Annotated in this window: 23 protein-coding genes; 3 read left to right on the top strand and 20 right to left on the bottom strand. The window is 59.4% G+C overall.

Annotation, left to right across the window (positions count from 1 at the left end; all coding sequences use genetic code 11):
- The coding region (locus EXR36_09075; protein ID MSQ59771.1) for an EAL domain-containing protein at positions 1–630 on the top strand (630 nt) is incomplete at its 5' end.
- Positions 631–639: 9 nt separating this feature from the next.
- Here the strand turns inward: EXR36_09075 and EXR36_09070 are convergent.
- The 18 genes from EXR36_09070 to EXR36_08985 form a co-directional block, all read right to left on the bottom strand.
- Positions 640–1,605 carry an exopolyphosphatase gene (locus tag EXR36_09070; protein ID MSQ59770.1) on the bottom strand — a complete coding sequence of 322 codons (966 nt, stop codon included), beginning with the start codon at positions 1,603–1,605 and terminating at the stop codon, positions 640–642.
- Positions 1,606–1,709: 104 nt separating this feature from the next.
- Positions 1,710–3,161: a ribonuclease G gene (locus EXR36_09065; protein MSQ59769.1), complete on the bottom strand. Its 1,452-nt coding sequence runs from the start codon at positions 3,159–3,161 to the stop codon at positions 1,710–1,712.
- A gap of 16 nt (positions 3,162–3,177) precedes the next feature.
- A complete protein-coding gene (locus tag EXR36_09060) occupies positions 3,178–3,795 on the bottom strand; it encodes a septum formation inhibitor Maf (protein ID MSQ59768.1) in 618 nt (205 codons plus the stop codon).
- A gap of 1 nt (position 3,796) precedes the next feature.
- Entirely contained in the window at positions 3,797–4,279 is a 483-nt protein-coding gene (gene rlmH, locus EXR36_09055; GenBank protein MSQ59767.1) for a 23S rRNA (pseudouridine(1915)-N(3))-methyltransferase RlmH, read from the bottom strand.
- 68 nt (positions 4,280–4,347) lie between these two features.
- Positions 4,348–4,728: a ribosome silencing factor gene (gene rsfS / locus EXR36_09050; GenBank protein MSQ59766.1), complete on the bottom strand. Its 381-nt coding sequence runs from the start codon at positions 4,726–4,728 to the stop codon at positions 4,348–4,350.
- Positions 4,718–5,383, bottom strand: a complete 666-nt coding sequence (gene nadD, locus EXR36_09045; protein ID MSQ59765.1) for a nicotinate-nucleotide adenylyltransferase — start codon at positions 5,381–5,383, stop codon at positions 4,718–4,720. The genes rsfS and nadD overlap by 11 nt, the downstream gene beginning before the upstream one ends.
- A 6-nt stretch (positions 5,384–5,389) precedes the next feature.
- Positions 5,390–6,664 (bottom strand): dihydrolipoyllysine-residue acetyltransferase, encoded by a 1,275-nt coding sequence (gene aceF, locus EXR36_09040; GenBank protein MSQ59764.1) that lies wholly within the window; start codon positions 6,662–6,664, stop codon positions 5,390–5,392.
- Positions 6,665–6,692: 28 nt separating this feature from the next.
- The gene (gene aceE / locus EXR36_09035; GenBank protein MSQ59763.1) at positions 6,693–9,350 is read right to left on the bottom strand and encodes a pyruvate dehydrogenase (acetyl-transferring), homodimeric type; all 2,658 of its coding nucleotides are present in this window, start codon (positions 9,348–9,350) and stop codon (positions 6,693–6,695) included.
- 144 nt (positions 9,351–9,494) lie between these two features.
- The gene (locus tag EXR36_09030) at positions 9,495–10,082 is read right to left on the bottom strand and encodes an alkylhydroperoxidase (protein ID MSQ59762.1); all 588 of its coding nucleotides are present in this window, start codon (positions 10,080–10,082) and stop codon (positions 9,495–9,497) included.
- A gap of 106 nt (positions 10,083–10,188) precedes the next feature.
- On the bottom strand, positions 10,189–11,424 hold the full coding sequence (locus tag EXR36_09025) for a phenylacetate--CoA ligase family protein (protein ID MSQ59761.1): 1,236 nt from the start codon (positions 11,422–11,424) through the stop codon (positions 10,189–10,191).
- Between the two features lie 91 nt (positions 11,425–11,515).
- The gene (locus tag EXR36_09020) at positions 11,516–12,310 is read right to left on the bottom strand and encodes an ABC transporter ATP-binding protein (protein MSQ59760.1); all 795 of its coding nucleotides are present in this window, start codon (positions 12,308–12,310) and stop codon (positions 11,516–11,518) included.
- Between the two features lie 21 nt (positions 12,311–12,331).
- On the bottom strand, positions 12,332–13,630 hold the full coding sequence (locus EXR36_09015) for an ABC transporter permease (GenBank protein ID MSQ59759.1): 1,299 nt from the start codon (positions 13,628–13,630) through the stop codon (positions 12,332–12,334).
- Positions 13,631–13,716: 86 nt separating this feature from the next.
- Positions 13,717–14,781, bottom strand: coding sequence for a branched-chain amino acid ABC transporter permease (locus tag EXR36_09010; protein MSQ59758.1), 1,065 nt, complete (start codon positions 14,779–14,781; stop codon positions 13,717–13,719).
- 128 nt (positions 14,782–14,909) lie between these two features.
- Complete coding sequence (locus EXR36_09005; protein ID MSQ59757.1) at positions 14,910–15,812, bottom strand: branched-chain amino acid ABC transporter permease; 903 nt, start codon at positions 15,810–15,812, stop codon at positions 14,910–14,912.
- Positions 15,812–16,597: an ABC transporter ATP-binding protein gene (locus EXR36_09000; GenBank protein ID MSQ59756.1), complete on the bottom strand. Its 786-nt coding sequence runs from the start codon at positions 16,595–16,597 to the stop codon at positions 15,812–15,814. Before EXR36_09000 ends, EXR36_09005 begins: the two co-directional genes overlap by 1 nt.
- Positions 16,594–18,498 carry a long-chain fatty acid--CoA ligase gene (locus EXR36_08995; protein MSQ59755.1) on the bottom strand — a complete coding sequence of 635 codons (1,905 nt, stop codon included), beginning with the start codon at positions 18,496–18,498 and terminating at the stop codon, positions 16,594–16,596. The genes EXR36_09000 and EXR36_08995 overlap by 4 nt, the downstream gene beginning before the upstream one ends.
- 345 nt (positions 18,499–18,843) lie before the next feature.
- Entirely contained in the window at positions 18,844–19,728 is an 885-nt protein-coding gene (locus tag EXR36_08990) for a haloalkane dehalogenase (GenBank protein ID MSQ59754.1), read from the bottom strand.
- Entirely contained in the window at positions 19,725–19,988 is a 264-nt protein-coding gene (locus tag EXR36_08985; GenBank protein ID MSQ59753.1) for a hypothetical protein, read from the bottom strand. The genes EXR36_08990 and EXR36_08985 overlap by 4 nt, the downstream gene beginning before the upstream one ends.
- A gap of 155 nt (positions 19,989–20,143) precedes the next feature.
- On the opposite strand from EXR36_08985, the gene EXR36_08980 reads away from it, so the two are divergent.
- Both EXR36_08980 and EXR36_08975 read left to right on the top strand, forming a co-directional pair.
- Entirely contained in the window at positions 20,144–20,395 is a 252-nt protein-coding gene (locus tag EXR36_08980) for a hypothetical protein (protein ID MSQ59752.1), read from the top strand.
- Positions 20,396–20,404: 9 nt separating this feature from the next.
- Positions 20,405–20,752 carry a hypothetical protein gene (locus tag EXR36_08975; protein MSQ59751.1) on the top strand — a complete coding sequence of 116 codons (348 nt, stop codon included), beginning with the start codon at positions 20,405–20,407 and terminating at the stop codon, positions 20,750–20,752.
- A 57-nt stretch (positions 20,753–20,809) separates the two neighbouring features.
- Here the strand turns inward: EXR36_08975 and EXR36_08970 are convergent, their stop codons facing one another.
- Both EXR36_08970 and EXR36_08965 read right to left on the bottom strand, forming a co-directional pair.
- Positions 20,810–21,283, bottom strand: a complete 474-nt coding sequence (locus tag EXR36_08970; GenBank protein ID MSQ59750.1) for a hypothetical protein — start codon at positions 21,281–21,283, stop codon at positions 20,810–20,812.
- A 150-nt stretch (positions 21,284–21,433) separates the two neighbouring features.
- Positions 21,434–24,697, bottom strand: coding sequence for a methylmalonyl-CoA mutase (locus EXR36_08965; protein MSQ59749.1), 3,264 nt, complete (start codon positions 24,695–24,697; stop codon positions 21,434–21,436).
- Between the last annotated feature and the right edge of the window lie 564 nt (positions 24,698–25,261).

Below are 25,261 nucleotides of genomic sequence, written 5' to 3'. Positions count from 1 at the left end.
GTCGGTATCGGCGCCTGGGCAATTCGAACCGCTTGCATGCACCGGCGTGCCTGGCAAGACATGGGACTTCCTCCGCTTCGCGTCGCGGTGAATCTGTCCGCGCGCCAATTCGTGCAAGCTTCGCTGCTAAAAGATGTACGTGACTCCCTTGCGCAGGCGCGGATCGAGGCACACTGGCTAGAATTGGAGATCACCGAGAGCACTGTCATGCACGACCCCGATCAAGCCATGAAATTACTTGGCGAGTTCAAGAAGATGGGCGTGCATCTCACGGTGGATGATTTCGGTACTGGCTACTCTTCGCTCGCTTACTTGAAGCGCCTGCCACTGGACTGCGTGAAGATCGACCGCTCGTTCATTCGGGGAGTGCCCGAGGATCCGAGCGACTGCGCCATTGCGCGCACCATCATCAACATGGCGCACAGCCTGCAACTTACCGTCGTGGCGGAGGGAGTGGAGAATTTCGCCCAAGCCGAATTCCTGGTGCAGCAGGGCTGCGACGAAGTGCAGGGCTATTACTACAGCAAACCGCTGTCCGAGGAAGACCTCGTGGATTTCCTCTTAAACGAAGGCAATAAGACGGGGGCTCGCAGAACGCCTCACAAGAAGCCCGCGCTACAAGCCATTTGAGCGGGGCGGCTAGGCGTAATTCTTGGCCTTGGGCCGCCGGGCCCAGTCATCGGCGTTCAACCGATCCACTACTTCGCGCAGTACCTGGTCTGCCCGGTCGTTCTCTGGCTGGCAGGTGCCCGCCGCTTCGTGCCCGCCACCGCCATGTTGCAACATCACCGCGCCAATATCGCTCGTGCATGCCTTGTTGAGAATGGACTTGACGGTGGCAAGCGCGGTATTTTGCTTTTTCAATCCCCATAGCACATGGATGGAGGCATTGGCCTCCGGGAACAGGGCGTAAATCAAGAAGCGGTTGCAGGCGAAAATCGGATCTTCCTCGCGCAAATCCAGCACCGCCACGTTCTGATAGACCGAAGTGCAACGAAGTATCTGTTCGCGCGCCTTGCTCTCGTGCTGGAAGTAGAGTTCCACGCGTTCCTTGACGTCCGGCAGCGAGAGAATTTCATCGATGCAGTGACCGGCGCAGTAGGAAATGAGGTCCATCATCAACTGGTAGTTGGAGACACGGAACTCGCGAAAGCGGCCCAAGCCCGTGCGGGCATCCATTAGATAGTTCAGAAGAACCCAGCCGGCGGGATTGAGGATTTCCTCTCGCGAGTACTGCGCCGAGTCGGCCTTGTCCACCGCTGCCCTCATTTCTGGGTTGATTCCGGGAAACTTGGCGCGGCCGCCGTAGTATTCATGGACAACGCGCGCGGCCGAGGGTGCATGCGGATCGATGATGTGATTCTTCCCCCGGATGGAATTGCGCAAGGTCTCCGAGGCGTGATGGTCGAATGCCAGATGAACGCCGGGCACATAGGGCAAATTCGTGGTGATGTCCGTTGGCGTCACCGCGACCTTGCCATCTTGCATATCCTTGGGATGCACAAACAAGATGTCGTCGATCATGTCCAACTCGCGCAGCAAAACCGCGCAGACCAACCCATCGAAATCGCTGCGTGTAATCAGCCGAAACTTGGCATTGCCCATGAGTGCTCCCCTTTGTGCTTCCATCCGATTCGCGGACCCCTCCGCGCGCAGCCTGGTATCGGTCAATGCGGGCGGAAAATGAAGGGCGGGGAAGGAATGGGGGTTTACATGAGGACGATGTCGTACTGCTCCTGGTTGTAGAGCGTCTCCACTTGCAAGGAGATGGGTTTGCCGATGAAATCCCCCAGCATGGCCAAACTTTGGGATTCCTCGTCCAGGAACAAATCGATGATTTTCTGGGAGGCCAGAATGCGGAACTCCTTGGCGCTGAATTGGCGCGCTTCGCGCAGCAGCTCCCGCAGAATGTCGTAACACACGGTTTGCGGCGTTTTGAGTTCCCCCCGGCCCTGGCATGTCGCGCACGGTTCACACAGCGTGTGAGCCAAGCTTTCCCGCGTACGCTTACGGGTCATCTCCACCAGACCCAAGGTGGTGAATCCGTTTACCGTGACCCGCGTCCGGTCGAGGGCGAGGGCCTTCTTGAACTCCGTGAGAACAGACTCCTTGTGGCTATCGTTCTCCATGTCGATGAAGTCCACGATGATGATGCCGCCAAGATTGCGCAGCCTCAGTTGGCGTGCAATGACATGGGCCGCCTCCACGTTGGTCTTGAAGATGGTGTCGTCAAAGCTGCGCCCGCCGACAAAACCCCCTGTGTTCACATCAGCGGTGGTGAGGGCCTCTGTCTGATCCAGAACGAGATACCCGCCTGATTTGAGCGGAACGCGGCGAGCGAGCGCTTGCTCTATCTCCTCTTCGATGCCGTAAAGATCGAACAGGGGCCGCTCGCCGCCGTAGTGATTGATGCGCTCGGCAAAGCAGCTCGTGTACTCCTGGGCAAAACCCAGCAGCTTTTGGTAAGTCTCGCGCGAGTCCACCAGGATTCGCGAAGTCTGCTCATTGGCGATGTCGCGCAAGACGCGGTGGCTCAGCGTCAGATCCTGGTAGAGCAAGTAAGGCGCGGTCACATGGTGCGATCGCTCCTCGATATCGCCCCAAAGGCGTTGCAAGTAGCCAATATCGGAGGTGAGTTCGCTCACGCCGGCGGTTTCCGCCATGGTGCGAACGATGAATCCGCCCTTGGATTCCGGTGACAGGAGTTTCTGCAAGGTTTCCCGCAAGTGGGCGCGCTCGGTCTCGTCCTCGATGCGCTGGGAGATGCCGATATGCGTTTCCTGTGGCAGATAGACCAGTAGGCGGCCGGCAATGCTGATTTGGGTGGCAAGCCGCGCGCCCTTGGTACCGATGGGATCCTTGATGACCTGCACCAGGACTTTCTGCCCGTCGTGCAGGATGCGCTCTATGGGGCGTGGTTCTTCGCTTTGGCGGTGCTCCCAGATATCGGCCACGTGGAGAAAGGCGGCGCGCTCCAGGCCAATGCCGATGAATGCCGATTGCATGCCCGGCAGCACCCGGCTTACCACGCCCAGGTAGACGTTGCCGACCAACCCACGGCTGCTCGCGCGCTCCACGTGCAGCTCTTGCACCACACCTTGTTGTATGACCGCGACACGGGTTTCTTGCGGGGTTACGTTGATGAGGATCTCGTCGGTCACAAGGGAGTTGCGAGGATTATGGGTCGAAGCCGAACTTGCTTAGAACTTGGCTGGTTTCAAAGAGCGGGAGCCCCACGACGCCCGAATAGCTACCGGAGATTTTGCTGATGAAGGACGCGGCCCGGCCTTGTATGGCATAGCCGCCTGCCTTATCGTAGGGCTCGCCCGTGGAGATATATTGCCTGATTTCCGTTTCGGTGAGTTCCCTAAACGTGACCTCGGTAGTGGAAACCAGATGCTCTGCGTGTTGGTTGAACTTCACCGCCACGCAAGTGTGTACATGGTGGGATGCGCCGGAAAGAGAGGTCAAGAAGGCCGCGGCTTGTTCGCGATCGGTGGGTTTGCCGAGAATCGCACCGTTTACCGTGACAGAGGTATCGGCTGATAGCACGGGAAAGCGCGTCAGCCGCCGTTGGATCAACCGGGCCCAGCCGGCTTCCACCTTCGCCAGAGCGACACGTGTCACGTAATCCGTGGGAGATTCGGTTCCGGCTGGCGTTTCGTCCACGTCGGCGGCCCGGTTAGGGCCCTCTCGCAGTAGCAAGATCTCGAAGTTCACCCCGATTTGTTTGAGCAACTCGCGGCGGCGAGAGCTGCGGGAGGCGAGGTAGACCCTGCGTTCGAATTGGTGCACGTCAGGCTCGGTGGTAAGGATGGTTATAGAGGATGGAAGCCGCGCGGTAGAGCTGCTCGGCGAGCATTACGCGTACGAACTGGTGAGGAAGCGTCATGGCGGAGAGGGACATTCGCACATGAGCGGCTTGCGTGAGTTCTTCCGCCAGGCCGTCGGCCCCGCCGATGACAAAGGCAGCGTCCTTCGCATCTTCTTGCCAGGATTTGATGACTTGCGCGAGGGCCAAGGTGGTGTAGGACGTGCCCTTCTCATAGAGGGCGACCACCGCCTCGAATCCCGCGAGGGCAGGACGAATGCGTCCGGCTTCCGCGTTCTTTAGCTGATGAATCTCCTTAATGCTGAGAACGCCCGCCTCGCGGGGTTCGGGCTTGACTTCCACGAGTTCAAGCGCCAGCTCGCGCGGCAGGCGGCGCGCGTACTCGTCATATCCTTGTTGAATCCACTGAGGTGCTCGGTTTGACACGGTAACAATGCGGACTTTCATGTAGTACGCTTGTTATCGCGCAATTTTGGCTGATTCTTAAAGTCTTTTAGAGGGGACTTTGCGGTTTTTCATGCCGTTGGCCTATTTGCGCCTGCCGCAGGGCGCTCTTTGCGGGGTCTGCGCGCGCTGGCGCTGCCCCAAAGCTCTTCGAGGTTGTAGTACTCCCGGACAGCGGGGAGCATGACGTGCACGACAATACTTCCCAGATCCACCAGCACCCAGTCTCCGCTCTGCTCTCCTTCCATCCCGACGACTTGCCCCCCGGCTTCCTTGGCCCTTTCGTGCACGTTCATGGCCAGGGCCTTGGTTTGGCGGGCGGAATCCCCCGTGGCCACCACCACGTAATCGAACATGGCGGTGAGCTTGTGCGTGTCGAGAGCGACAATATCCAGGCCTTTGATTTCCTCCAATGCGTTCATGACGATCTGCTTCAGTTGGTCAACCTCCATGCGTACCTCGGTATAGATGATGGGCCCGAATATAGTCGAGAACCGAATCGGGTAGCAAATAACGCGTGCTATGGCGCCGCGCGAGGGCTTGGCGAATGCTGCTGGCGGAGATGTCCAAGGCGGCGATTTCCCTGATGAGGACGCAGCCGCTGGGCGCTGTGCCGAATCCCGTGGCGATCCTTTCTCTGGTGATGGCACCCAGGGGCTCGGGGAGTTGGCCTACTTCAAGGCTGTAGCCAGGCCGCGTTGCGATGACGAGGTGTGCCAGATCGAACAGCTGGCGCCAGCGCGACCAAGTCATGAGCGCCACGAAGGCATCCACCCCAAGCATGAGGCATAGTGGAACTTGATTCCCCAATTCATTGCGCAGTTCCAGCAGCGTGTCGGCGGTGTAACTGGGCCCTTCGCGGCGCAGCTCCCGGTCATCCACCACGAAGAGAGGATTTCCGGCAGCCGCCAAGCGGGCCATGGCCAAGCGGTGTTGCGCGCTGACCTCGGGTTCGGCGCGATGGGGCGGGAGTTTCGCCGGAACCAGCCTTACGTGCTCCAGGCCCAGCGCATCACCCAACTCCTCCCCCAGGCGCAAATGGCCGTAGTGGATGGGGTCGAAGGTCCCGCCGAGAATGCCCGTGGGACAAGATTTGTGGGATGCCAACCGCGCCTAGAGCATCATGCGGCGGATGTCGCTCAGCACGGTGTTCAGATAGCTCACGAAGCGCGCGCCCTCCGCGCCGTCGATCACGCGGTGATCGTAGGAGAGCGACACCGGCAGAATCAAACGTGGCACGAACTGCCCGTCCTTCCAGACGGGTTTCATGGCGGAGCGCGCCACCCCGAGAATGGCCACCTCGGGGGCGTTGATGATGGGGGTGAAATGCGTGCCGCCGATACCACCCAAGCTGGAAATGGAGAAGCATCCGCCTTGCATCTCGGCGGGCCCGAGCTTGCCATCGCGTGCCCGCGCGCTGGTCTCGCCCAACTCCTTCGCCAATGGCACGATGCCCTTCTGGTCGGCATTGCGTATGACGGGTACCACCAAGCCCTTGGGTGTGTCGACCGCCACACCGATGTGGTAGTACTGCTTGAGAACCAGGTTTTCGCCATCGGCCGCGAGCGAGGCATTGAACTGCGGGTAGCGCTTGAGCGCGGCGACGGCCGCCTTGATCAGAAAGGCGAGGGGCGTGATTTTCACGCCTTGAACCTCATCGCCAAGCTGCTTGCGGAAGGCCTCCATCTCCGTGATGTCGATCTCGTCGTTTTGGGTGATGTGGGGGATGGAAACCCAATTGCGGTGCAGATTGGCGCCGGAAATCTTCTTGATGCGCGAGAGCGGCTTGTTCTCCACGGGCCCGAACTTCGCGAAGTCCACAGTGGGCATGGCCGGCAGATTGAAGCCCAACCCCGCGCCAGGAGCGGCGCTGGGCCGGGTGAGCGCGCCTTTCACGAACTCTTGAATGTCCTCCTTGAGGATGCGGCCCTTGGGGCCTTTGCCACCGACCTGGCCTAAGTCCACGCCTAATTCACGTGCGAAGCGCCGTACGGCAGGGCTTGCATGGGCGCGGGCAAAGGATTTCTCGTCGATTGCCGCTGGGGCCGAAGTTGGGGCCGCCATCGCGGCGGGCGCGGGAGCTGAGGCCCCGGGCGCCACGGCGGCAGGTGCGGGTGGCTTCGCGACAGGCGGGCTGGCGGCCGCGTCTTCCGTCTCGATGGTCAACACCAACACGCCCTCGGATACCTTGTCGCCCAGCTTGAGTTTGAGATCGCGCACCACGCCCGCGAAGGGAGCGGGCACATCCATGGTGGCCTTGTCGCTTTCGAGCGTGACCAGGGAATCCTCCGCCTTCACCCGGTCGCCCGGTTTGACCATGACTTCGATGACGGGAATGTCCTTGAAATCGCCGATATCCGGTACCAGTACTTCTCTCACTGCACCCAACGTTGCCTCCCCAATGTGTTTGCTTTCCCTAGACCGTCCATGGCGCCGGTTTGTCAGGGTCAATGTTGTACTTTTTGAGCGCCTGTGTCACGGTTTTCGCCGGAATCTTGCCTTCATCCGCCAGCGCCTTGAGCGCGGCGATCGTCACGTAGTAACGATCAACCTCGAAGAACCGGCGCAGTTGCTCGCGCGTGTCCGAGCGCCCGAATCCATCGGTACCCAGCACCGTGTACCGCGCGGGTACCCAGGGGCGAATCCCTTCCGCCAAGCTGCGCATGTAGTCCGTGGCCGCGATGACAGGGCCCGGGCGGCCCTTCAGGCATTGCTCCACATAACTCACCCGGGGTGCCTGCTCCGCATGCAACATGTTCCAGCGATCCGTTGCAATGCCGTCGCGCCGCAACTCCGTCCACCCCGGGCAGCTCCAGACACCGGCCAGGACCTTCCAATCCTTCTCGAGCAACTCCGCGGCAAACTGTACCTCACGCAGAATCGTACCCGATCCCAACAACTGAACCTGCGCCTCACGCCTCACGCCTCGCGCCTCACCGAGAAGATACATTCCCTTCAAGATTCCCGCCTCGCATCCGGCGGGCATTTCGGGGTGGGTGTAATTCTCGTTCATGAGCGTGACGTAGTAGAAAACGTCCTCTTGCGCCTTGTACATGCGGCGCAGCCCGTCATGGATGATCACCGCGACTTCGTAGGCGAAGGTGGGGTCGTAGCCGATGCAATTGGGAATGGTGGCCGCCTGCAAGTGGCTGTGCCCGTCTTCGTGCTGCAAGCCTTCGCCGTTCAAGGTGGTGCGCCCGGCCGTGGCGCCCAGCAGGAATCCGCGCGCACGCTGGTCTCCGGCCGCCCAGGCCAGGTCCCCGATGCGCTGAAAACCAAACATCGAGTAGTAGATGTAGAAGGGAATCATGGTCACGCCGTGGGTCGAATACGACGTCGCCGCCGCGATCCACGAGGACATGGCGCCAGGCTCGTTGATGCCCTCCTGCAAAATCTGGCCGTGCTTATCTTCCTTGTAGAACATCAGTTGGTCGGCGTCCTGGGGCGTGTAGAGCTGCCCCACCGAGGACCAGATGCCAAGCTGCCGGAACATGCCCTCCATGCCGAAGGTGCGGGATTCGTCGGGCACGATGGGTACGATGCGTTTGGAAATATTCTTGTCCCGCAGCAGTATGGCCAGCATGCGCACGTAGGCCATGGTAGTGGACAACTCGCGTTCTTCCGAGCTTTTGAGTAGCGGCTCGAAGGCGGTGAGAGGCGGAATGTCCAGCGTATCGCCTTGGCGGCGGCGCGTGGGCAGATAGCCGCCCAGGGCCTCGCGGCGCTGGCGCATGTATTCCAACTCCGGCGAATCCTCTGGGAAGGTGAGGAAGGGCACCTCCTCCAATTTTTCGTCAGGAATCGGAAGCTCGAAGCGGTCGCGGAAGGCCTTGAGCGAGTGCGTGCCCATCTTCTTCTGTTGATGGGTGATGTTCTGCGCTTCGCCCGCCTCGCCCATGCCGTAGCCCTTGATGGTCTTGGCCAGGATCACGGTGGGCTGGCCTTGATGGGCGCAGGCCGCTGCATAAGCCGCGTACACCTTGTGCGGGTCGTGGCCACCACGGTTGAGCCGCCAGATATCGTCGTCCGTCATGTTGGATACCATGGCGGCCAGTTCCGGGTACTTGCCGAAGAAGTGCTTGCGTACGTAAGCGCCATCCTTGGATTTGAAGGTCTGGTACTCGCCATCCACGGCTTCTTCCATGCGCCTTTGCAGCAAACCGTTGGTATCGCGCGCGAGGAGCGGGTCCCAATAGCCACCCCAGATCACCTTGATCACGTTCCACCCAGCTCCGCGAAAATCCGCCTCCAACTCCTGGATGATCTTGCCGTTGCCCCGTACCGGCCCGTCGAGCCGTTGCAGATTGCAGTTGACCACGAAGACCAGGTTATCCAGTTTTTCGCGCGCGGCCACGCCGATGGCGCCCATGGATTCGGGCTCGTCGATCTCGCCATCGCCCAGGAAGCACCACACCTTGCGGCCGTCTGTATCGAGAATGCCGCGGTCTTGCAGGTACTTCATGAAGCGCGCTTGGTAGATGGCCATGATGGGCCCGAGCCCCATGGACACCGTGGGGAATTGCCAGAAATCGGGCATGAGCCACGGGTGCGGATAGGAGGACAGCCCCTTGCCATTCACCTCGCGGCGGAAATTATTGAGTTGCTCCTCCGTCAGCCGCCCCAGCATGAAGGCGCGCGCGTACACGCCCGTGGCCGAGTGCCCTTGCACGAACACCAGGTCGCCGCCGTGTTTGTCCGAGGGTGCATGCCAGAAATGATTGAAGCCCACGTCGTACAAAGTCGCGGCTGAGGCAAAGCTCGCGATGTGGCCGCCGACATTGGAATCCTTGTTGGCGCGCAAGACCATCGCCGCCGCGTTCCAGCGCACGTAGGAACGGATGCGGTGCTCCAGTTCGTGATCGCCCGGAGACTTCGCTTCCTGCGATACCGGAATCGTGTTGATGTAGCCGGTGTTGGCGCTATAGGGAAGATACGCACCGGAACGGCGCGCTTTCTCCACCAGTTGTTCAAGAAGGTAGTGCGCTCGCTGGGGGCCTTCTTGGGCGAGCACGCCTTCCAGGGCGTCTAGCCATTCATCGGTTTCTTGCGGATCGGTATCCGGTAATGCAGCCATGGAGTCGGCTTTCCGTGGAAGGGGTGATGAGGACGCTCAGGCATTCGTGATGCCGTTGCCATATCTATCAGAACGTTAGCGAATTATAGCGAAAGCAAGCGGCGAACCGTGGTCATGGGCAAGATATTCCTTGCCGCGGATACGCTATTTTTTCGCCGGTGGCGGTACCCGGCCCATCAAGTAAAACTCATCGTTGGGCCGCATGGCGGTTAGATGCGCCATGCGGTTGGAGAGGGCAAAAAAGGCGGTGATGGCGCCGATGTCCCAAATATCTTCCTCGCTAAAACCGTGGCCGCGTAGCGATTGATAGTCGGAATCCAGCATGGCCTCGGGCGTGCGCGCCAGCTTACAGGCGAAATCGAGCATGGCCTTTTGGCGCGCGCTGATATCCGCCTTGCGATGATCGGTCGCCACTTGGTCGGCGACTTGCGGATTCTTGGCGTAAATGCGCAGGATGGCGCCGTGCGCTATCACGCAGTATAGGCATTGGTTCACGCCGCTCGTGGCCACCACGATCATTTCTCGCTCGGCCTTGGTCAAGCCCGAATCGCGCAGCATGAGGGCATCGTGGTAGGCGAAAAAGGCACGGAATTCATCGGGGCGGTGGGCCAGCGCGACAAAAACGTTCGGTATGAAGCCGGCCTTGTCTTGCACTTGCCGCATCTTGTCGCGAATGTCCTCGGGCAAGTCCTCGAGTTTAGGAATGGGATAGCGGCTGATCGAATGGGTCATTCTAGTTCGCTCGAAAACGGATGGGTAGGGATTCTAGGCCGCGAATGACTAGGGAGTCAGACCAGCGCAATTTTTCGCCGTCCAAGGCGATGTCCTCCAACAGACCCTAGTCATACCTGCGCTGGTCGTCGATCACCTTGCCGTCATTAGGCAAAGTTCCGGGGGCCATGACTTCCACGCTGCCCCGTACCTTGCATAGATCGCGCACGCTTTCGCTCAAGGCTTGGGATAGCCCCTCGGGCATGTCGCTGACTTCGCAGCGCAAGGTCATTTGGTCGTTGCGCTCGGCGTCGTGCGTCACGACCAGGCGCGCGCGCAGCACTTCCTTGTGGCGCTTCAGCACTTCGGCAACCTGCGAGGGATGCACAAACATGCCGCGCACCTTGGTGGTCTGGTCGGCGCGTCCCATCCAGCCCTTGATGCGCATGTTCGTGCGCCCGCAGGGGCTGGTTCCAGCGAGCACCGCGGACATATCGCCGGTGGCGAAGCGGATCAGAGGATAACTGGGCGTGAACGTGCTGACGACGACTTCACCGACCTCTCCATCGGGCACGGGATCGCCCGTGCCGGGACGAACGATTTCGACGATGACGCCTTCGTCCACCACCAGCCCCTCGCGCGCCGGCGTTTCGTAGGCGATCAAACCGAGATCGGCGGTTCCGTAGCTTTGATAGGCCACGATGCCGCGCTCGGCGAATAATTTCTTCTGTGGTGGCAGGAAGGCTTCTCCGCCTACGGCAGCCTTTTGCATGTGGCTGATATCGAGTTCCAGTTCGTCCGCCTTTTCCAGCAGAATTTTCAGAAAGGAAGGCGTCCCGGCGTAAGCAACCGGCTTTAGATCGGAGATGGTCTGCACCTGCAATTCCGTCTGCCCTACCCCTGCGGGGAATACCGGGCATCCGATGCTCTGCGCGCCCAGGTCGTACATGAAGCCCGCGGGCGTGAAGTGATAGGAGAAGGTGTTGTGCACCAGATCGCCTTCGCGAAATCCTGCTGCAAAAAGCGCGCGTCCAATCCCCCAGTAATCTTTCTTATCGCCTTGCGGATCGTAAATGGGGCCAGGGGAGGCGAACACGCGGCCGAGTCTTCTCACATCCATTGCCGTCATCCCGGCGAAGGGAAGTTCCTTCCGTTGCAATGCGATGAGATCGGACTTACGAGTCACCGGCAGCTTTGCCAGCGCCAAGCGGTCTTTCACTTCGTAGGGCTGCACGCCGGACAGCAGCCGGGTGAAGTAGGGTGCGTTCTTCTTCGCGTTGCCGATCTGGTCTTGCAGCGCGGAGAACTGTGCGCGTTCGCGCGTTTCAGCGGAACGGGTTTCCAGGTCATCGAAGTATTTCATATGTGCGTGAAGGGTGAAGGGTGAAAGGTGAAGGGTGAAACGTGAACCGAACTGGGGTTCCTCACGCTTCACGTTTCACGCCTCACGGAAGTTACGCAAGCCACCTTTTGCGCCGCCGGTAATGCTTGGTATCGCGAAAACTCTTGCGCTCGCCGCTGCTCAATCCCAGGTAGAACTCCTTCACGTCCTCGTTGGAACTCAAGCTGGTGGCGCTGCCTTCCATGACGATGCGCCCGTTTTCCAGTATGTAGCCGTAGTTGGCGTAGCGCAGCGCCACCATGGTGTTTTGTTCGGCGAGCAGGAAGCTCACGTTCTCCTTGGCGTTGAGATCCTTCACGATCTCGAATATCTCCTCCACCACCTGTGGCGCCAAACCCATGCTGGGCTCATCCAAGAGAATCATGCGCGGGCGCGCCATGAGCGCGCGGCCCACGGCGGTCATTTGTTGCTCGCCCCCGGAGGTGTAACCGGACTGGCTCCCACGCCGCTGCTTGAGCCTGGGGAAGTAGGCATAGACTTTTTCCAAATCCGCCGCGATTTCTGCCCGGCTGGCCTTGCGGGTGAAGGCGCCGGTCATGAGATTCTCTTCAACCGTGAGGTGAGCGAAGCAATGCCGCCCCTCCATCACTTGCACCACGCCACGCTGCACCAGATCCGGCGGACTTAAGCGATCGACTCTTTCACCGTTAAGTTCGACGGTTCCCTTGGTGACTTCACCGCGTTCGGCCCGCAGCAGGTTCGATATGGCCTTGAGTGTGGTCGACTTCCCGGCCCCATTTGCGCCCAACAGCGCCACGATATTCCCAGCATCGACGTGCAACGACACCCCCTTCAACACGAGGATGACGTGGTCGTAGATGACTTCGACGTTGCTCAGCACCAGCATACGGTAGTCAATGTTGTAGCCTTAGCTCTTGAGGCAACCTGGGGTGATGTTTTTCTCTTTCGCATACTTCGCCGCCGCGCTTTCCACCATGGGGCGCAAAATGCCGTTGTCACCCTCCATCCATCCCGACACGAAGTTCCACTTGGCACCATCCCACTGATGAATGCGCGCGTGGCGCACGCCTTCGTGATCGTTGCAGGAGACTTTGATGGGCTGCAGAATGCTGTAAAAACCCGCCTGCTTGATCCTGGCTTGGTCGAGGTTCAGATTCTCGATGCCCCAGCGCACTTCTTCGCCCCTGAGCGGCTTTTTGCCGTACTTCCCCTGTGCCGTGCGGATGGATTCCACCACCAGCAGCGCGTTGATCAATCCGCGGTTGTAGAGCACGTTCCCCACGTCCTCTTTCTTGCCCGCACCCTTGCCCTTGTCATGGATGTGCTTGAGGATGTCCTGGTGAACCGCCGCCTTTTCAGCGGAGTGCTGTAACGCGATGGCGTTGTAACCTTTCGCTCCCGCGCCGGCTGGCAGTACATCGGGCTCCGCACCGGCCCACCACACGCCAAACATTTTCTCGCGCGGGAAATTCACCGCCGCCGCTTCCTTGATGGCGGTGGAGTTCATCACGCCCCAGCCCCATAGCAGCACGTAATCGGGCTGTTGCTGGCGCACTTGTAACCATGCCGCCTTCTGCTCCACGCCTGGGTGAGTCACGGGAATGGTGATGAGCGTATATCCGTGCCGGCGCGCGCGCTCTTGCAGGAGAGGAATCGGTTCCTTGCCGTAGGGTGAGTCGTGATACACCAGCGTAATTTTCTTGCCGCGCAAATGCTCCGCGCCACCAGAAAGTTTGGCCAAGTGCTGAATTAGTATGTCGGCGGCCGTCCAATAGGTGCCGAGCAGAGGGAAATTCCACGGGAATACGCGCCCATCGGCGGATTCCGAGCGGCCATAGCCCATGGTGATGATGGGAATCTTATCCACGGGGGCCTTTTCCGTGAGGGCGTAGGTAATGCCGGTGGACAGCGGATTGAACACCGCCGCGCCCGTTACGCCCTTGCCCTTTAGGCGTTCATAACATTCCACGCCGCGATCGGTGGCGTAACCGGTTTCGCATTCCTCGTAGGCGATCTTGACGCCGTTGATACCTCCATCGCGATCATTGATGAGGTTCAAGTAATCGACGAAGCCGTTGGCCCAATGGATGCCATTGGGTGCGTAGGGTCCGCTGCGGTAGACCAGCACGGGAATGAATTGCTCGTTCGCCGTGGCGGGGGCCGTGGCGCACACCGCGCTGGCAAGCGCCAGCGCGGTGCAGGTCATCTTGGATATCCAAGCCGTTTTCATATTCGTGTCCTCCGGTGGAAAAGTTGCTCTAACGTGCGAAGCTTGATTCGGTATTCAAGACATTAATGCGGGAAGGGCCACAGCCTGAGCTTCTCCTTGCCTATCCTCCACAATCTGGCCAGTCCCAGGGGCTCGACGATCAAGAAGAACAGAATCAGCGCGCCGAAGATCATGAATTCTAAGTGCGAAATCATCGCCGTGGAGAGCGTGAAGCCAAACCATTGCGGTGCCTGGTTCAATATCAGCGGAAGCGTGGTGATGAATGCCGCGCCCAGAAAAGCCCCGGCGATGGAGCCCAACCCGCCGATGATGATCATGAACAAGATGCTGAAGGAGCGATTGATATCGAAGGCAGCCGGCTCCCAGGAGCCCAGATGCACGAAAGCCCACAAGGCACCCGCGACGCCCACGAAAAACGAGCTCACGGCGAAGGCCGAGAGCTTGGCATACATGGGACGGATGCCGATGATCTCCGCCGCCACATCCATGTCCCGCGTCGCCATCCATGCGCGGCCGGTGCGCCCGCGCACCAAATTCTTCGCCACCACGGCGAAAATCACCAGGATGACCAAGCACAGGAAGTATTTGCGCGTAGGTGTTTCGAAACTGAGCGAGAACAGCGTGACCGGGGGCGCGCTAATGGATCCCGAGGGGGTGTAGTTGGTGAACCATTGCACCCGGTTGAACAGCCACTCGAGGAAAAATTGCGAGGCGAGCGTGGCCACCGCCAAGTAAAAACCCTTGATACGCAGGCTAGGAATCCCGAACAAGATGCCCACCAAGGTCGCGCACCCGCCGGCGAGCAAGAACGCCAAGATGGGATTCAATTCCGGAATGCGCAGGCAAAAGTTGTAGGCCGCGTAGGCTCCCACCGCCATGAAGCCACCCGTGCCCAGCGAGAGCTGGCCGCAGTAACCCACGAGCAAATTGAGCCCCAAGGCGGCCAGCGCCATGATCACGAAGGGAATGAGGATGGCGCGCAGAAAATATTCGTTGGCGAACACCGGCACCACCACAAAGCCCAGAATGATCCATATCGCGATGAACCAACGGTCCTGGGCAATGGGGAACACCGCCTGGTCGGCGGCGTAGGTAGTTTTGAATTGGCCGGCTTCGCGGTAAAGCATTGCGTTAGGGAGGGGGGATGGGAAAAGCGTGAGGCGTGAGGCGCGAGGCGGGTGCCGTTAGGCGAAAGACGAAAGCGGGCGGCGGAAGGTTTTCACTCTTTCCGCCCTCCTCCCTCCTCCCTCGCCGTTCAGACGCGGTCAATGTGCTTCTCTCCAAACAAACCCTCTGGGCGTACCAGGAGGAACAACAATGCCACCACATAAGCAAACCAATTCTCGATGCCACCGCCGACCAAGGGGCCGAGATAGATCTCCGCCAGTTTCTCGCCCGCGCCGATGATGAGGCCGCCCACGATGGCACCCGGGATCGATTCGAATCCGCCCAGGATCAGTACGGGCAATGCCTTGAGCGCGACGAAGGTCAGGGAGAACTGCACCCCCAGCTTGGAGCCCCACATGATGCCGGCCACCAAGGCCACCAAGCCGGCGACGGTCCATACGATGACCCAGATGTAGTTGAGCGGAATGCCCACGGACTGGGCAGCTTGGTGATCGTCCGCCACGGCGCGCAAGGCCCGGCCGATGCGGGTCTTCTGAAAAAACAAGGCCAGCCCCGCGACCAGCAACCCCGCCACGACGGTGGCTACCAGATCCTCGCTTGACACCAGTATGCCGCCTGGAAATACATTCTCAAGGAGCATGATGGGCTGCTTCGGGATGCCGACATCGAGCTTATAGACGTCGCTTCCCCATACCGCTTGCCCGAAACCGTCGAGAAAGTAGGAAATTCCAAGGGTGGCCATGAAGAGGGCGATACCTGGCTGGTTCACCAATGGTCGCAACACCACGCGCTCGATCACCACCGCGAGCGCGGCCATCACCGCGACCGTGAGGGTCAGCGCCAGCAGCATGGGCATGTTGAAAATTTCCATCAGCCGCACGAAGGTCAGAGCCGCGAACAGCACCATGGCACCCTGGGCGAAATTGAACACGCCCGAGGCTTTGAAAATCAATACGAAGCCCAGAGCCACTAGGGAATAGAGCACGCCCGCCATCAACCCGCCGAGCAAGACCTCGATGAAAAATCCCATCAGTGTTTCACTCCGAGATAGGCGCTGATGACGGCCTGGTTAGCGCGAATTTCCTGGGGCGTGCCATCGCCGATCTTGCGGCCGTAGTCGAGCACCACGACGCGGTCGGACAGATCCATGACCACGCCCATGTCGTGTTCGATGAGCACGATGGTGGTGCCGAACTCATCGTTCACGTCCAGGATGAACCGGCACATGTCCTGTTTTTCCTCCACGTTCATCCCCGCCATGGGCTCATCGAGCAGTAACAACTCGGGCTCGGCCGCCAACGCCCGGCCCAATTCCACGCGCTTTTGCAAGCCATAGGGAAGACGCCCCACGGGTGTTTTCCTCACCGATTCGATTTGCAGAAAGTCGATGATCTCTTCCACCTTGCGGCGGTGTTCAAGTTCTTCCTTCAAGGCGGGGCCGAAATACAGGCACTGAGACAAGAAGCCCGCCTTCATCTTGAGCGTGCGCCCGGTCATGATATTGTCCAGAACGCTCATGCCCTTGAACAGTGCGATGTTCTGAAAAGTGCGGGCGATACCCTGGCTGGCGGCCTCGTGGGGGCGCATCTGGCTGCGCGTCTTGCCCTTGAATGTGACCGATCCCGCGCTCGGGTGGTACACGCCGTTGATCACATTCAACATCGAACTCTTGCCCGCGCCGTTGGGGCCGATGATGGCGCGGATTTCATGCTCGCGCACATCCAAGCTGACATCGGACAGGGCCTTCACGCCACCGAAAGACAGGGAGATGTTATCCAGCTTGAGCACGACGCCCCCCGCCACACGTGCCTTCATGCGGCTTTCCTGCCCGGCAGGTAAACGGCGGCATTCTGAATTTTCAGCGTGGCTTCGATGTGGCCCGTGCGCCCGTCTTCGAACTTGACTTGGGTCTTGATGTGTTGCGAAGTCTTGTCCGAATACAGTGCATCCACCAGTGGCGCGTACTTTTGGGCGACGAAGCCGCGCCGCACCTTGCGCGTGCGCGTGAGTTCATCGTCATCGGCGTCGAGTTCCTTGTGCAGGATGAGGAACCTCTTGATCTGAGACCCCCGCAGTTGCTCATCCGCGGCGATATCGGTGTTTACTTTTTCCACGCACTGCTGAATCAGCGCATAGACCTCGGGCTTGCCGGCGAGATCCACGTAGCCACCGTAGGATAGATTCTTCTTCTCCGCCCAATTGCCCACCGATTGCATGTCGATGTTGATGAAAGCGCACACCTGGCTGGTCTTGTCGCCGAAGCAAACGGCTTCCTTGATCTGGGGAAAGAACTTGAGTTTGTTCTCGATGAACTGAGGCGCGAACAAGGTGCCGTCGAGGAGCCGGCCCACATCCTTCGCGCGGTCGATGATTTTCAAATCGCCGTCGGCGTCGAAGAAGCCGGCGTCTCCGGTCATGAAGTATCCGTCGGGCGTGATGGATTCCGCCGTGGCGTCGGGGCGCCGGTAGTACTCCTTGAGCATGCTGGGTGTTTTAACCAGCACTTCTCCGTTCTCGGCGATCTTGACTTCCACGCCGGCCAAGGGCCGGCCCACTACGTCAAGCTTCGTTTGTCCGCTCTTCTGCTTGCATACGTAGGCCGCGGTTTCCGTCTGCCCGTAGAGTTGCTTCAAATTGATGCCCAGCGAGCGGTAGAAGCCGTACAGATCGGGGCCGATGGCCGCGCCTCCCGTATAGGCGACGCGGATGCGGCTCATGCCCAGCACGTTCTTGAGCGGGGCGTAAACCAGGAAATTACCTAGCGCATATAGCAAGCGGTCCTTGAATGGCACCGGCTTGCCTTCCATGAGATCCGTGCCGCAACGGCGCGCCACGCCCATGAAGTAGTGGAACATGGCGCGCTTGATGGGCGCCGCATCGTCCATGCGGATCGTCACTTGCGTGAGCAGATTTTCGAACACGCGCGGCGGGCCGAAGTAATAAGTGGGGCCGATTTCGCGCAGATCGGTCATCACGGTTTCGGAAGATTCCGGGCAGTTGACGGTGAACCCCGCCACCATGGCTTGCGCATAGGAAAACAGATGATCGCCCACCCATGCCATGGGCAAATAGGACAACACTTCCTCGTTCTCGGTAAAGCCATCGAAGGCAATGTCGCCCCGCGCGGCCGCGATCAAACTCGCGTGGGTGTGGCATACCCCCTTGGGCTTACCCGTGGTGCCCGAGGTGTAGAGCATCACGCTCACATCATCGGGCCTGGTCTGCTCCACGCTCCGCGCAAAAAACTGGGGATGCTCGCGGTCGTACGCTTGTCCCAATGCGCGCAGCCGGTCATAGGACATGAGCGCGGGCTGGGTGTAGTGTCGCATGCCGCGCGGATCGTCGTAGAAGATGCGCTTCAATCGCGGCGTGCGAGGCATGATCTCCAGCAGCTTGTCCGCTTGCTCCTGGTCCTCGACGATGGCGAATTCGATTTCCGCGTCGTTTAGGACATATTCCATCTCCGTGGTGATCGCATCCTGGTACAGGGGTACTGGAACACCGCCTAGAGATTGCGCCGCTGCAAATGCCCAATACAACCGGGGCCGGTTGTCCCCGACGATGGCGAGGTTCATTCCCCGCGCAAAACCCTGAGACGCCAGCCCGCACGCCAACCACCGCACTTCTTGAGAAACCTGAGCCCAAGTCCAACTCTGCCAAATTCCCAAGTTCTTTTCCCGAATAGCCGTGCGCGTCCCATCGCGCGCCACGTGCATGAGCAGCAGGCGCGGAAAGGTATTGGCGTGTTCCAGGATGTCGGTCTGACTCAAGCGGTCTCCTCCGATGGATCTTATTCATGGAGCCGGACCTGAAAAATCCAGGCCGGCGCCCCACATAGCATTTTCTCGCGGGAATATTTTATGACGGCGCGAGCGAATCCTAACCTGAACGCATGCGAAAAGCTAAAACTTGCGCGGCATTACTTCTATCCTGCCGGATTTTGGATTTCGAAGTGCACGACGCCTTGCCTAGTTCGCTAGCGTGGGGGCATGCAACGTTGCAGGTGAAACGCCTCGGGTTGGCCACCATGAAAACGGGCACGCCGGACACGAGATCCTCTTTCAGCCGAGCTTGGAAAGCCAGTCCGCCACCGCACGACCGATTTCGGCGCCGGAGTCTTCCTGAATGAAATGTGAGCCTCGTACCGTAACCTCTTTCTGGTTGGGCCAGCCGCGGCAGAACTCCCGCTGTGCGCCAACCAGAATCGAGCCGGGCTCCGCATTGATGAACAGCTTTGGGACGGGGCTGTGGCTCAGCCAGTCCGCATACTGCTGAACCAGCGCGACCATATGGGGCGGCTCACCGCCGATGGGAATCTGTCGCGGCCAGTTCAGAACCGGCTGCCGGTCAGCCTCTTCGAGGAATGGAGCGCGATAGACGTCCATTTCCTCCTCTGTCAGCTTCCTGAGAATCGAACTGGGAAGCACCCCTTCGATGAACAGGTTGCGCTTGAGGATCAAGTCTTCCCCCTTGGCCGAGCGAAAGCCCTGGAAAATTCCTCGCGCCTTCTCGGGCCACTCGTCCCAGGAGCCCAACGGCCTCACAATGCTCTCCATATAGGCCAAGCCATGCACCTGCCGTGGGTGCAGGCGTGCCCAATGAAATCCCAGCGCGCTGCCCCAGTCATGCACCACCAGTGTTACCTGTTGCTCGCCGGTCAGTTCCGCAAGCAGCCGCTCAAGATAGAAATACGCCGTCTCGAAACTGTACCGGCCAGCGCCCTCGGATGCGGGAAGCTTGTCTGAATCTCCGTGACCGATCAGATCGGGTGCGATGACATGCCAGCTTCCGGCCAGCGGAGGAATGACGTCGCGCCATAGATAGCTTGAGGTTGGATTTCCGTGCAGTAGAACGATGGGCTTGCCCATACCCACCTCCACATAGGCGAGCCGCCGGCCATCGATTGCGCGGAATTTCTTGGCGGGTAGAGTGTTGCCGGTGTTCAATGGATGGCGCTCCTGACTAGGCGAATCGTCGTTTCGATCGCTTGCAACTGCTGCCGGGCTGGCAGCCGGCGACGGCTTGAAACGCGGATGCCTTCGTAAAAGAGCATCAGCATAGGGGCCAACTCGGTTGCCTTCGCTGGCGAGCAGCCGGCATCTCGCAGCCACAGCTCGAATGTTGCCTGCATGTCAGCCAGATGGGCGCTGGCTCGAGCAGCCAGGTCATCGTCGACCCCGGCCATCTCGAGCACGGTGTTGACCAACTGTTCATTATGATCCGATGGGTCCGCAATGGTAATGTCTTTACGTCATATTGCGGTAGCGAACTGGCTGGAGGATTAGGAACAGACGAGGATAGGTTATTCTCTCTGCATACTCGTCGCTCCCTATGTGCTTTTCCAACTAACCGTACGCACCCATGCCCAAAATGACTCGTAACCAAGCCTGCTCCACTTTCCTCCTCGCAAGCACTCTGGTGTTGTGCGAAGACACGCTATCGGCCGAGCAGTTTTACGTGGGAGCCGGAATTGGCCTGAACCGTGACGGGAGCGGGTGTGAGGTTGTCAACACGGCAACGAACACGGTCGTCCCTACTTCGAGTTGCGATACCTCCTCTATCCAAGGCAAGCTATATGCGGGCTACCGGTTCAACGATTTTGTAGGTATCTAAATTGGATACATGGGGTTACGGAGCACGTCGCTTACTCTTGTGGGTGGAGGGTCCGCGAAGTTCGATGCGAGTGGTATCCCCGTGCAAGCGGTGTTTTTTCTGCCGGGAGGTTCGAATATCACCTGGATCGGAAAACTGGGAGTTGTACGATGGAATGGCAAGGTCACGAGCGACTTCGCGGCGAATGAGAGCGACAGCGGGTTTTCTCTTGTAGGGGGCGTGGGAGCGCAGTATGACTTCTCGAGTAACTTCGCGATCCGAGCCGAGCTCGAATACTTCCCGAAAATTGGCGATGAGGCTACGGTTGGCGAGGCCGATGTCACGGCAATCGGTGTGAGTTTGAAATACGCCTTCTAGAAAACCAATGCGCCCTCGGAGTGAGGGCGTATTGGAGACTTCGCGGCGGAGGGAAGTCTACAACCTGGTGCGGCGCCTCAGGGATAAGGCCGCGGGAAAGCTAAGCAATAAGACAAGGGCTGAAGGCTCGGGGACCGAAAAAGTGACCTTCTCGAAGCTCGTCAACGTAACCGATCCCCCGCTAGTTGGGACATCCACGAAGCCGCTGACGTCGCCCGACTCGTCGGTGGGTCCATCCAGACTGAGTATTTCCCCTGTCAGCGTCTCCATCGTTATTGGCCCCGGCGAATTGTCGGATACCGTGACTTCCTCATCCAGGGATCCGCCCCCAAAACCTTCAATCAATATAGAGCCGGTAGTCCCGTTCACATCAAGATTTACCGGGGCGTTAGTGAAAGTAGTTGATGATCCGATCGATCCCGAACCCACTCCGCTAAACCTAAACTTGAACGGGCCAGCGTGGGCGGAAGTAATCGAGAGTCCCATGGCCAAAGCCAGTGAGACAATAATTGTTTTGATATTTATTTTCATTGCGGTCTCTGTGAGTTGCTTGCCTACAGCAGCGCAGCTACCGTGCCACACACTAACCCATTGCTAATAAGAGACTTGTGGATAAGGCCGCGCTTTGCTGCCGGATAAGTCGGCAGAGGCCAGCGGGAAATTCGACAGGTAGAGTCCCGTCTACATGCTGCGCCGGTATTGGCCGCCCACCTCGAAGAGCGCATGGGTAATTTGTCCCAGTGAACATACCCGCACAGATTGCATCAACACTTCAAATACGTTTGAGTTCTCGATGACCGCCTGTTGTAAGCGCTTGAGCATCGAGGCGCTTTCGGCCTGATTCTGGCGGTGGAAATCACGCAGGCGCTTGAGCTGGGACTGCTTCTCTTCTTCTGTCGAACGCGCGAGTTCCAGCGTGCCCGAGGTGGTATCTCCATGGGGATTACGGAAGGTGTTCACGCCGACAATGGGATAAGACCCGTCGTGCTTCTTGTGTTCGTAGTAGAGGGATTCCTCTTGAATCTTGCCGCGCTGGTAGCCCAGCTCCATCGCTCCTAGTACGCCGCTGCGCGTGCTGATGGCCTCGAATTCCTTGAGCACAGCTTCTTCCACCAGGTCGGTCAGCTCCTCGATGATGAAACTGCCCTGGTTGGGATTCTCGTTCTTGGCCAAGCCCCACTCGCGATTGATGATGAGCTGAATCGCCATGGCGCGCCGCACACTTTCTTCCGTGGGCGTGGTGATGGCTTCGTCGTAGGCGTTGGTGTGAAGGCTATTGGCGTTGTCGTAGGTGGCGATCAGTGCTTGCAGCGTGGTGCGAATGTCGTTGAAATCGATTTCCTGCGCGTGCAGCGAGCGCCCGGAAGTCTGGCAATGGTATTTGAGTTTTTGCGAGCGTTCGTTGGCGCCGTACTTGTTCTTCAAGGCCACGGCCCAGATGCGGCGCGCCACGCGCCCGATCACAGTGTACTCGGGGTCCATGCCGTTGCTAAAGAAGAAAGACAGATTCGGCGCGAAGTCGTCTATATGCATGCCGCGCGCGAGATAGGCCTCGACAAAGGTGAAGCCGTTGGACAAGGTGAAGGCCAGTTGGCTGATGGGATTCGCCCCCGCTTCCGCGATGTGATATCCAGAGATGGACACGGAGTAGAAATTCTTCACATCGTGGCGGATGAAGTACTCCTGAATGTCTCCCATCACCTTCAAGCTGAACTCCGTGGAGAAAATGCACGTATTCTGGCCCTGGTCTTCCTTCAGGATGTCCGCCTGCACCGTGCCGCGCACCGTGGAAAGGGTCCACGCCTTGATCTTTTCAGCCTCGTCCGGCGTGGGAAGGCGTCCGTTGTCCTTGCGGAACTTGTCCAACTGTTGGTCGATGGCGGTGTTCATGAACATGGCCAGTATTGTTGGCGCAGGACCGTTGATGGTCATGGACACGGAGTTGTTGGGCGCCGTCAGGTCGAAACCCGAGTACAACACCTTCATGTCTTCCAGCGTGGCGATGGACACGCCGGAGTTGCCGACCTTGCCGTAAATATCCGGGCGCGGATCGGGATCGAAGCCATACAGCGTCACCGAGTCGAACGCTGTGGACAGCCGCTTGGCGGGCATCTCCTTGGCCAGCAGATGAAAGCGTTTGTTGGTGCGGAAAGGGTCACCCTCACCCGCGAACATGCGCGTGGGGTCTTCGTTCTCGCGCTTGAAGGCGAACACGCCGGCCGTATAAGGAAAGGAGCCCGGTACGTTTTCTAGCAGCACCCATTTGAGTTGCTCGCCTTGGTCTTCGTAACGGGGCAGCGCCACCTTGCGAATGGCCGTGCCCGACAAGGAGGTGTAGGTCAGCTTGGTGCGAATCTCGCGGTCGCGGATCTTCACGACATACTCTTCACCAGAGTAGGCGCGTTGCATGTCATTCCACTGGGCTAGCAGCCTCTTGCTCGCGCGATCGAGTTTCTCTTCGCGTCTTTCCGCCAGGATTTGCAGGCTGGCATTGTCTTCCTTGCACTCCGCGGCCAGCATATGCTTGGCCGCTAGCAATTGTTGGCGTTCGCGTGCGATGCGCGCTTGCTCCAGCGCATGAGACTTGTAGCGCCTAACCGTTTCGGAAATTTCCGCCAGGTAACGCACCCGCGCCGGCGGTACCACCGGGGTCTGGTTGGTGGAGTGGCGGGTGTTCACCACAGGCAATCGCGAGGGACCAGGCTTGAGCCCCTTCTCGGCAAGCTTATTCGACACCGCGTGATACAACGCGGTGACGCCATCGTCGTTGAAGCGCGCGGCCATGGTGCCGAATACCGGCATGTCAGCGGGCTGCTTGGAGAAATCGCTTTTGTTACGCTGGACCTGCTTACTCACATCGCGTAGCGCGTCGAGCGCGCCCTTGCGATCGAACTTGTTGATGGCCACGAAATCGGCGAAATCCAGCATGTCGATTTTTTCCAACTGGCTGGCCGCGCCGTACTCGGGCGTCATCACGTAGAGGGAGCAATCCACGTGCGGCACGATTGCCGCGTCGCCCTGGCCGATACCGGAGGTTTCGACGATGATGAGATCGAACCCCGCGCACTTGCATGCCGCGATGACCTCCGGAAGACAAGGCGCGATCTCGCTGCCCCCGCTACGGGTGGCGAGCGAGCGCATGAAGATATTGCCGCCGTTGATGGCATTCATGCGTATGCGGTCGCCCAGCAGCGCGCCGCCAGTCTTGCGCCGCGTGGGGTCCACCGCGATGATGGCGATCTTCAGATCGTCTCCCCGGTCAAGCCGGAAGCGCCGGATCAATTCGTCGGTGAGGGAGGATTTGCCCGATCCGCCCGTGCCGGTCACGCCCAACACGGGAACGGTGGTCTTGGACGACGCCTGGGCGAGAATCTCCTGGCGTAATGGCTCTTGCAATGCACCGGCCTCCAGGGCGGTGATGATGCGCGCCAGCGCACGCCCGCCGCCTTCGAGCATCGCGCGAAGATCCGCGGGCACCTTGGAGGCAAGGTCGTCCTGGGCCCGGTCCAGCATGTCCTGGATCATCCCGGCCAAGCCCAGTTTCGCGCCATCTTCGGGCGTGTAGATACGCGCCACTCCGTAGGCGTGAAGCTCGGCGATTTCCGAGGCGGCGATCACCCCGCCCCCGCCGCCAAACACCTTGATGTTCTCGCCTCCGCGCTCCTTGAGCAAATCGATCGCGTACTTGAAGTACTCCACGTGCCCGCCTTGGTAGGAGCTGATGGCGATGCCGTGCACGTCCTCATGCAAGGCGGCGGTCACCACTTCTTCCACCGAGCGGTTGTGGCCTAGATGAATCACCTCGGTGCCCGAGGATTGCAGGATGCGCCGCATGATGTTGATGGAGGCGTCGTGGCCGTCGAAGAGGCTGGCGGCGGTGACGAAGCGGACTTGCTTGCCGGCGGGTAGGGTTTGGCCGGCGGGGCGAAGGCTAAGATCGGTCATAGGGGTCCCTTGTGAGGACCGCTATTATCGCCGAGGATTAAACCGCTACCAAAAGGTACGTAACACATCTCATTTCCACGGAGGATCTGGCCGGCCAACCTATCCTGGCGCTCCCTTACCGCAGAAGAGCTACGCCTGAATTGCACTTCCTTGAGTTTTGTTGAGCCGACTGTGATTGCGGATGTGCGCTTTCGCACGAAGACATGATTCGTGCGTGTGTCAGTGAATATCGTTATGCATAGCTTTATCGGATATTGTTAGCCGGGGGCTGCCCGGCGGCAGGTTACTTTTTCTTGCTTGCCCAAGCAAAAGTAACCAAAAAGAAGGGCACCCTGATGCCGCTTTTCTCCTGCGCTGCCTGCCGGACTCGCGGCGCCTGCGGAACTAGTCCGCGCGAGAAGCATGCGCGGCCGTCGAACAGTCCTCGGCGAAACCCCGCGAGCCCGCCGAGCTGCTCGGCGCGGCATAAGGGGGGAAAAGCAAACCAGCGGTTTGCCATGGGTGTGGGTATTCGGTTCTACGCTTATGGGGTTTTAAGGTTGTGGGTTTGGCTTTGGCTGTTGA

Source organism: Betaproteobacteria bacterium (assembly GCA_009693245.1).
In the GTDB taxonomy this organism is placed as follows: domain Bacteria; phylum Pseudomonadota; class Gammaproteobacteria; order Burkholderiales; family SHXO01; genus SHXO01.
Note: the sequence above shows the minus strand (reverse complement) of the source record. Positions and strands in the feature narration are given on the sequence as shown.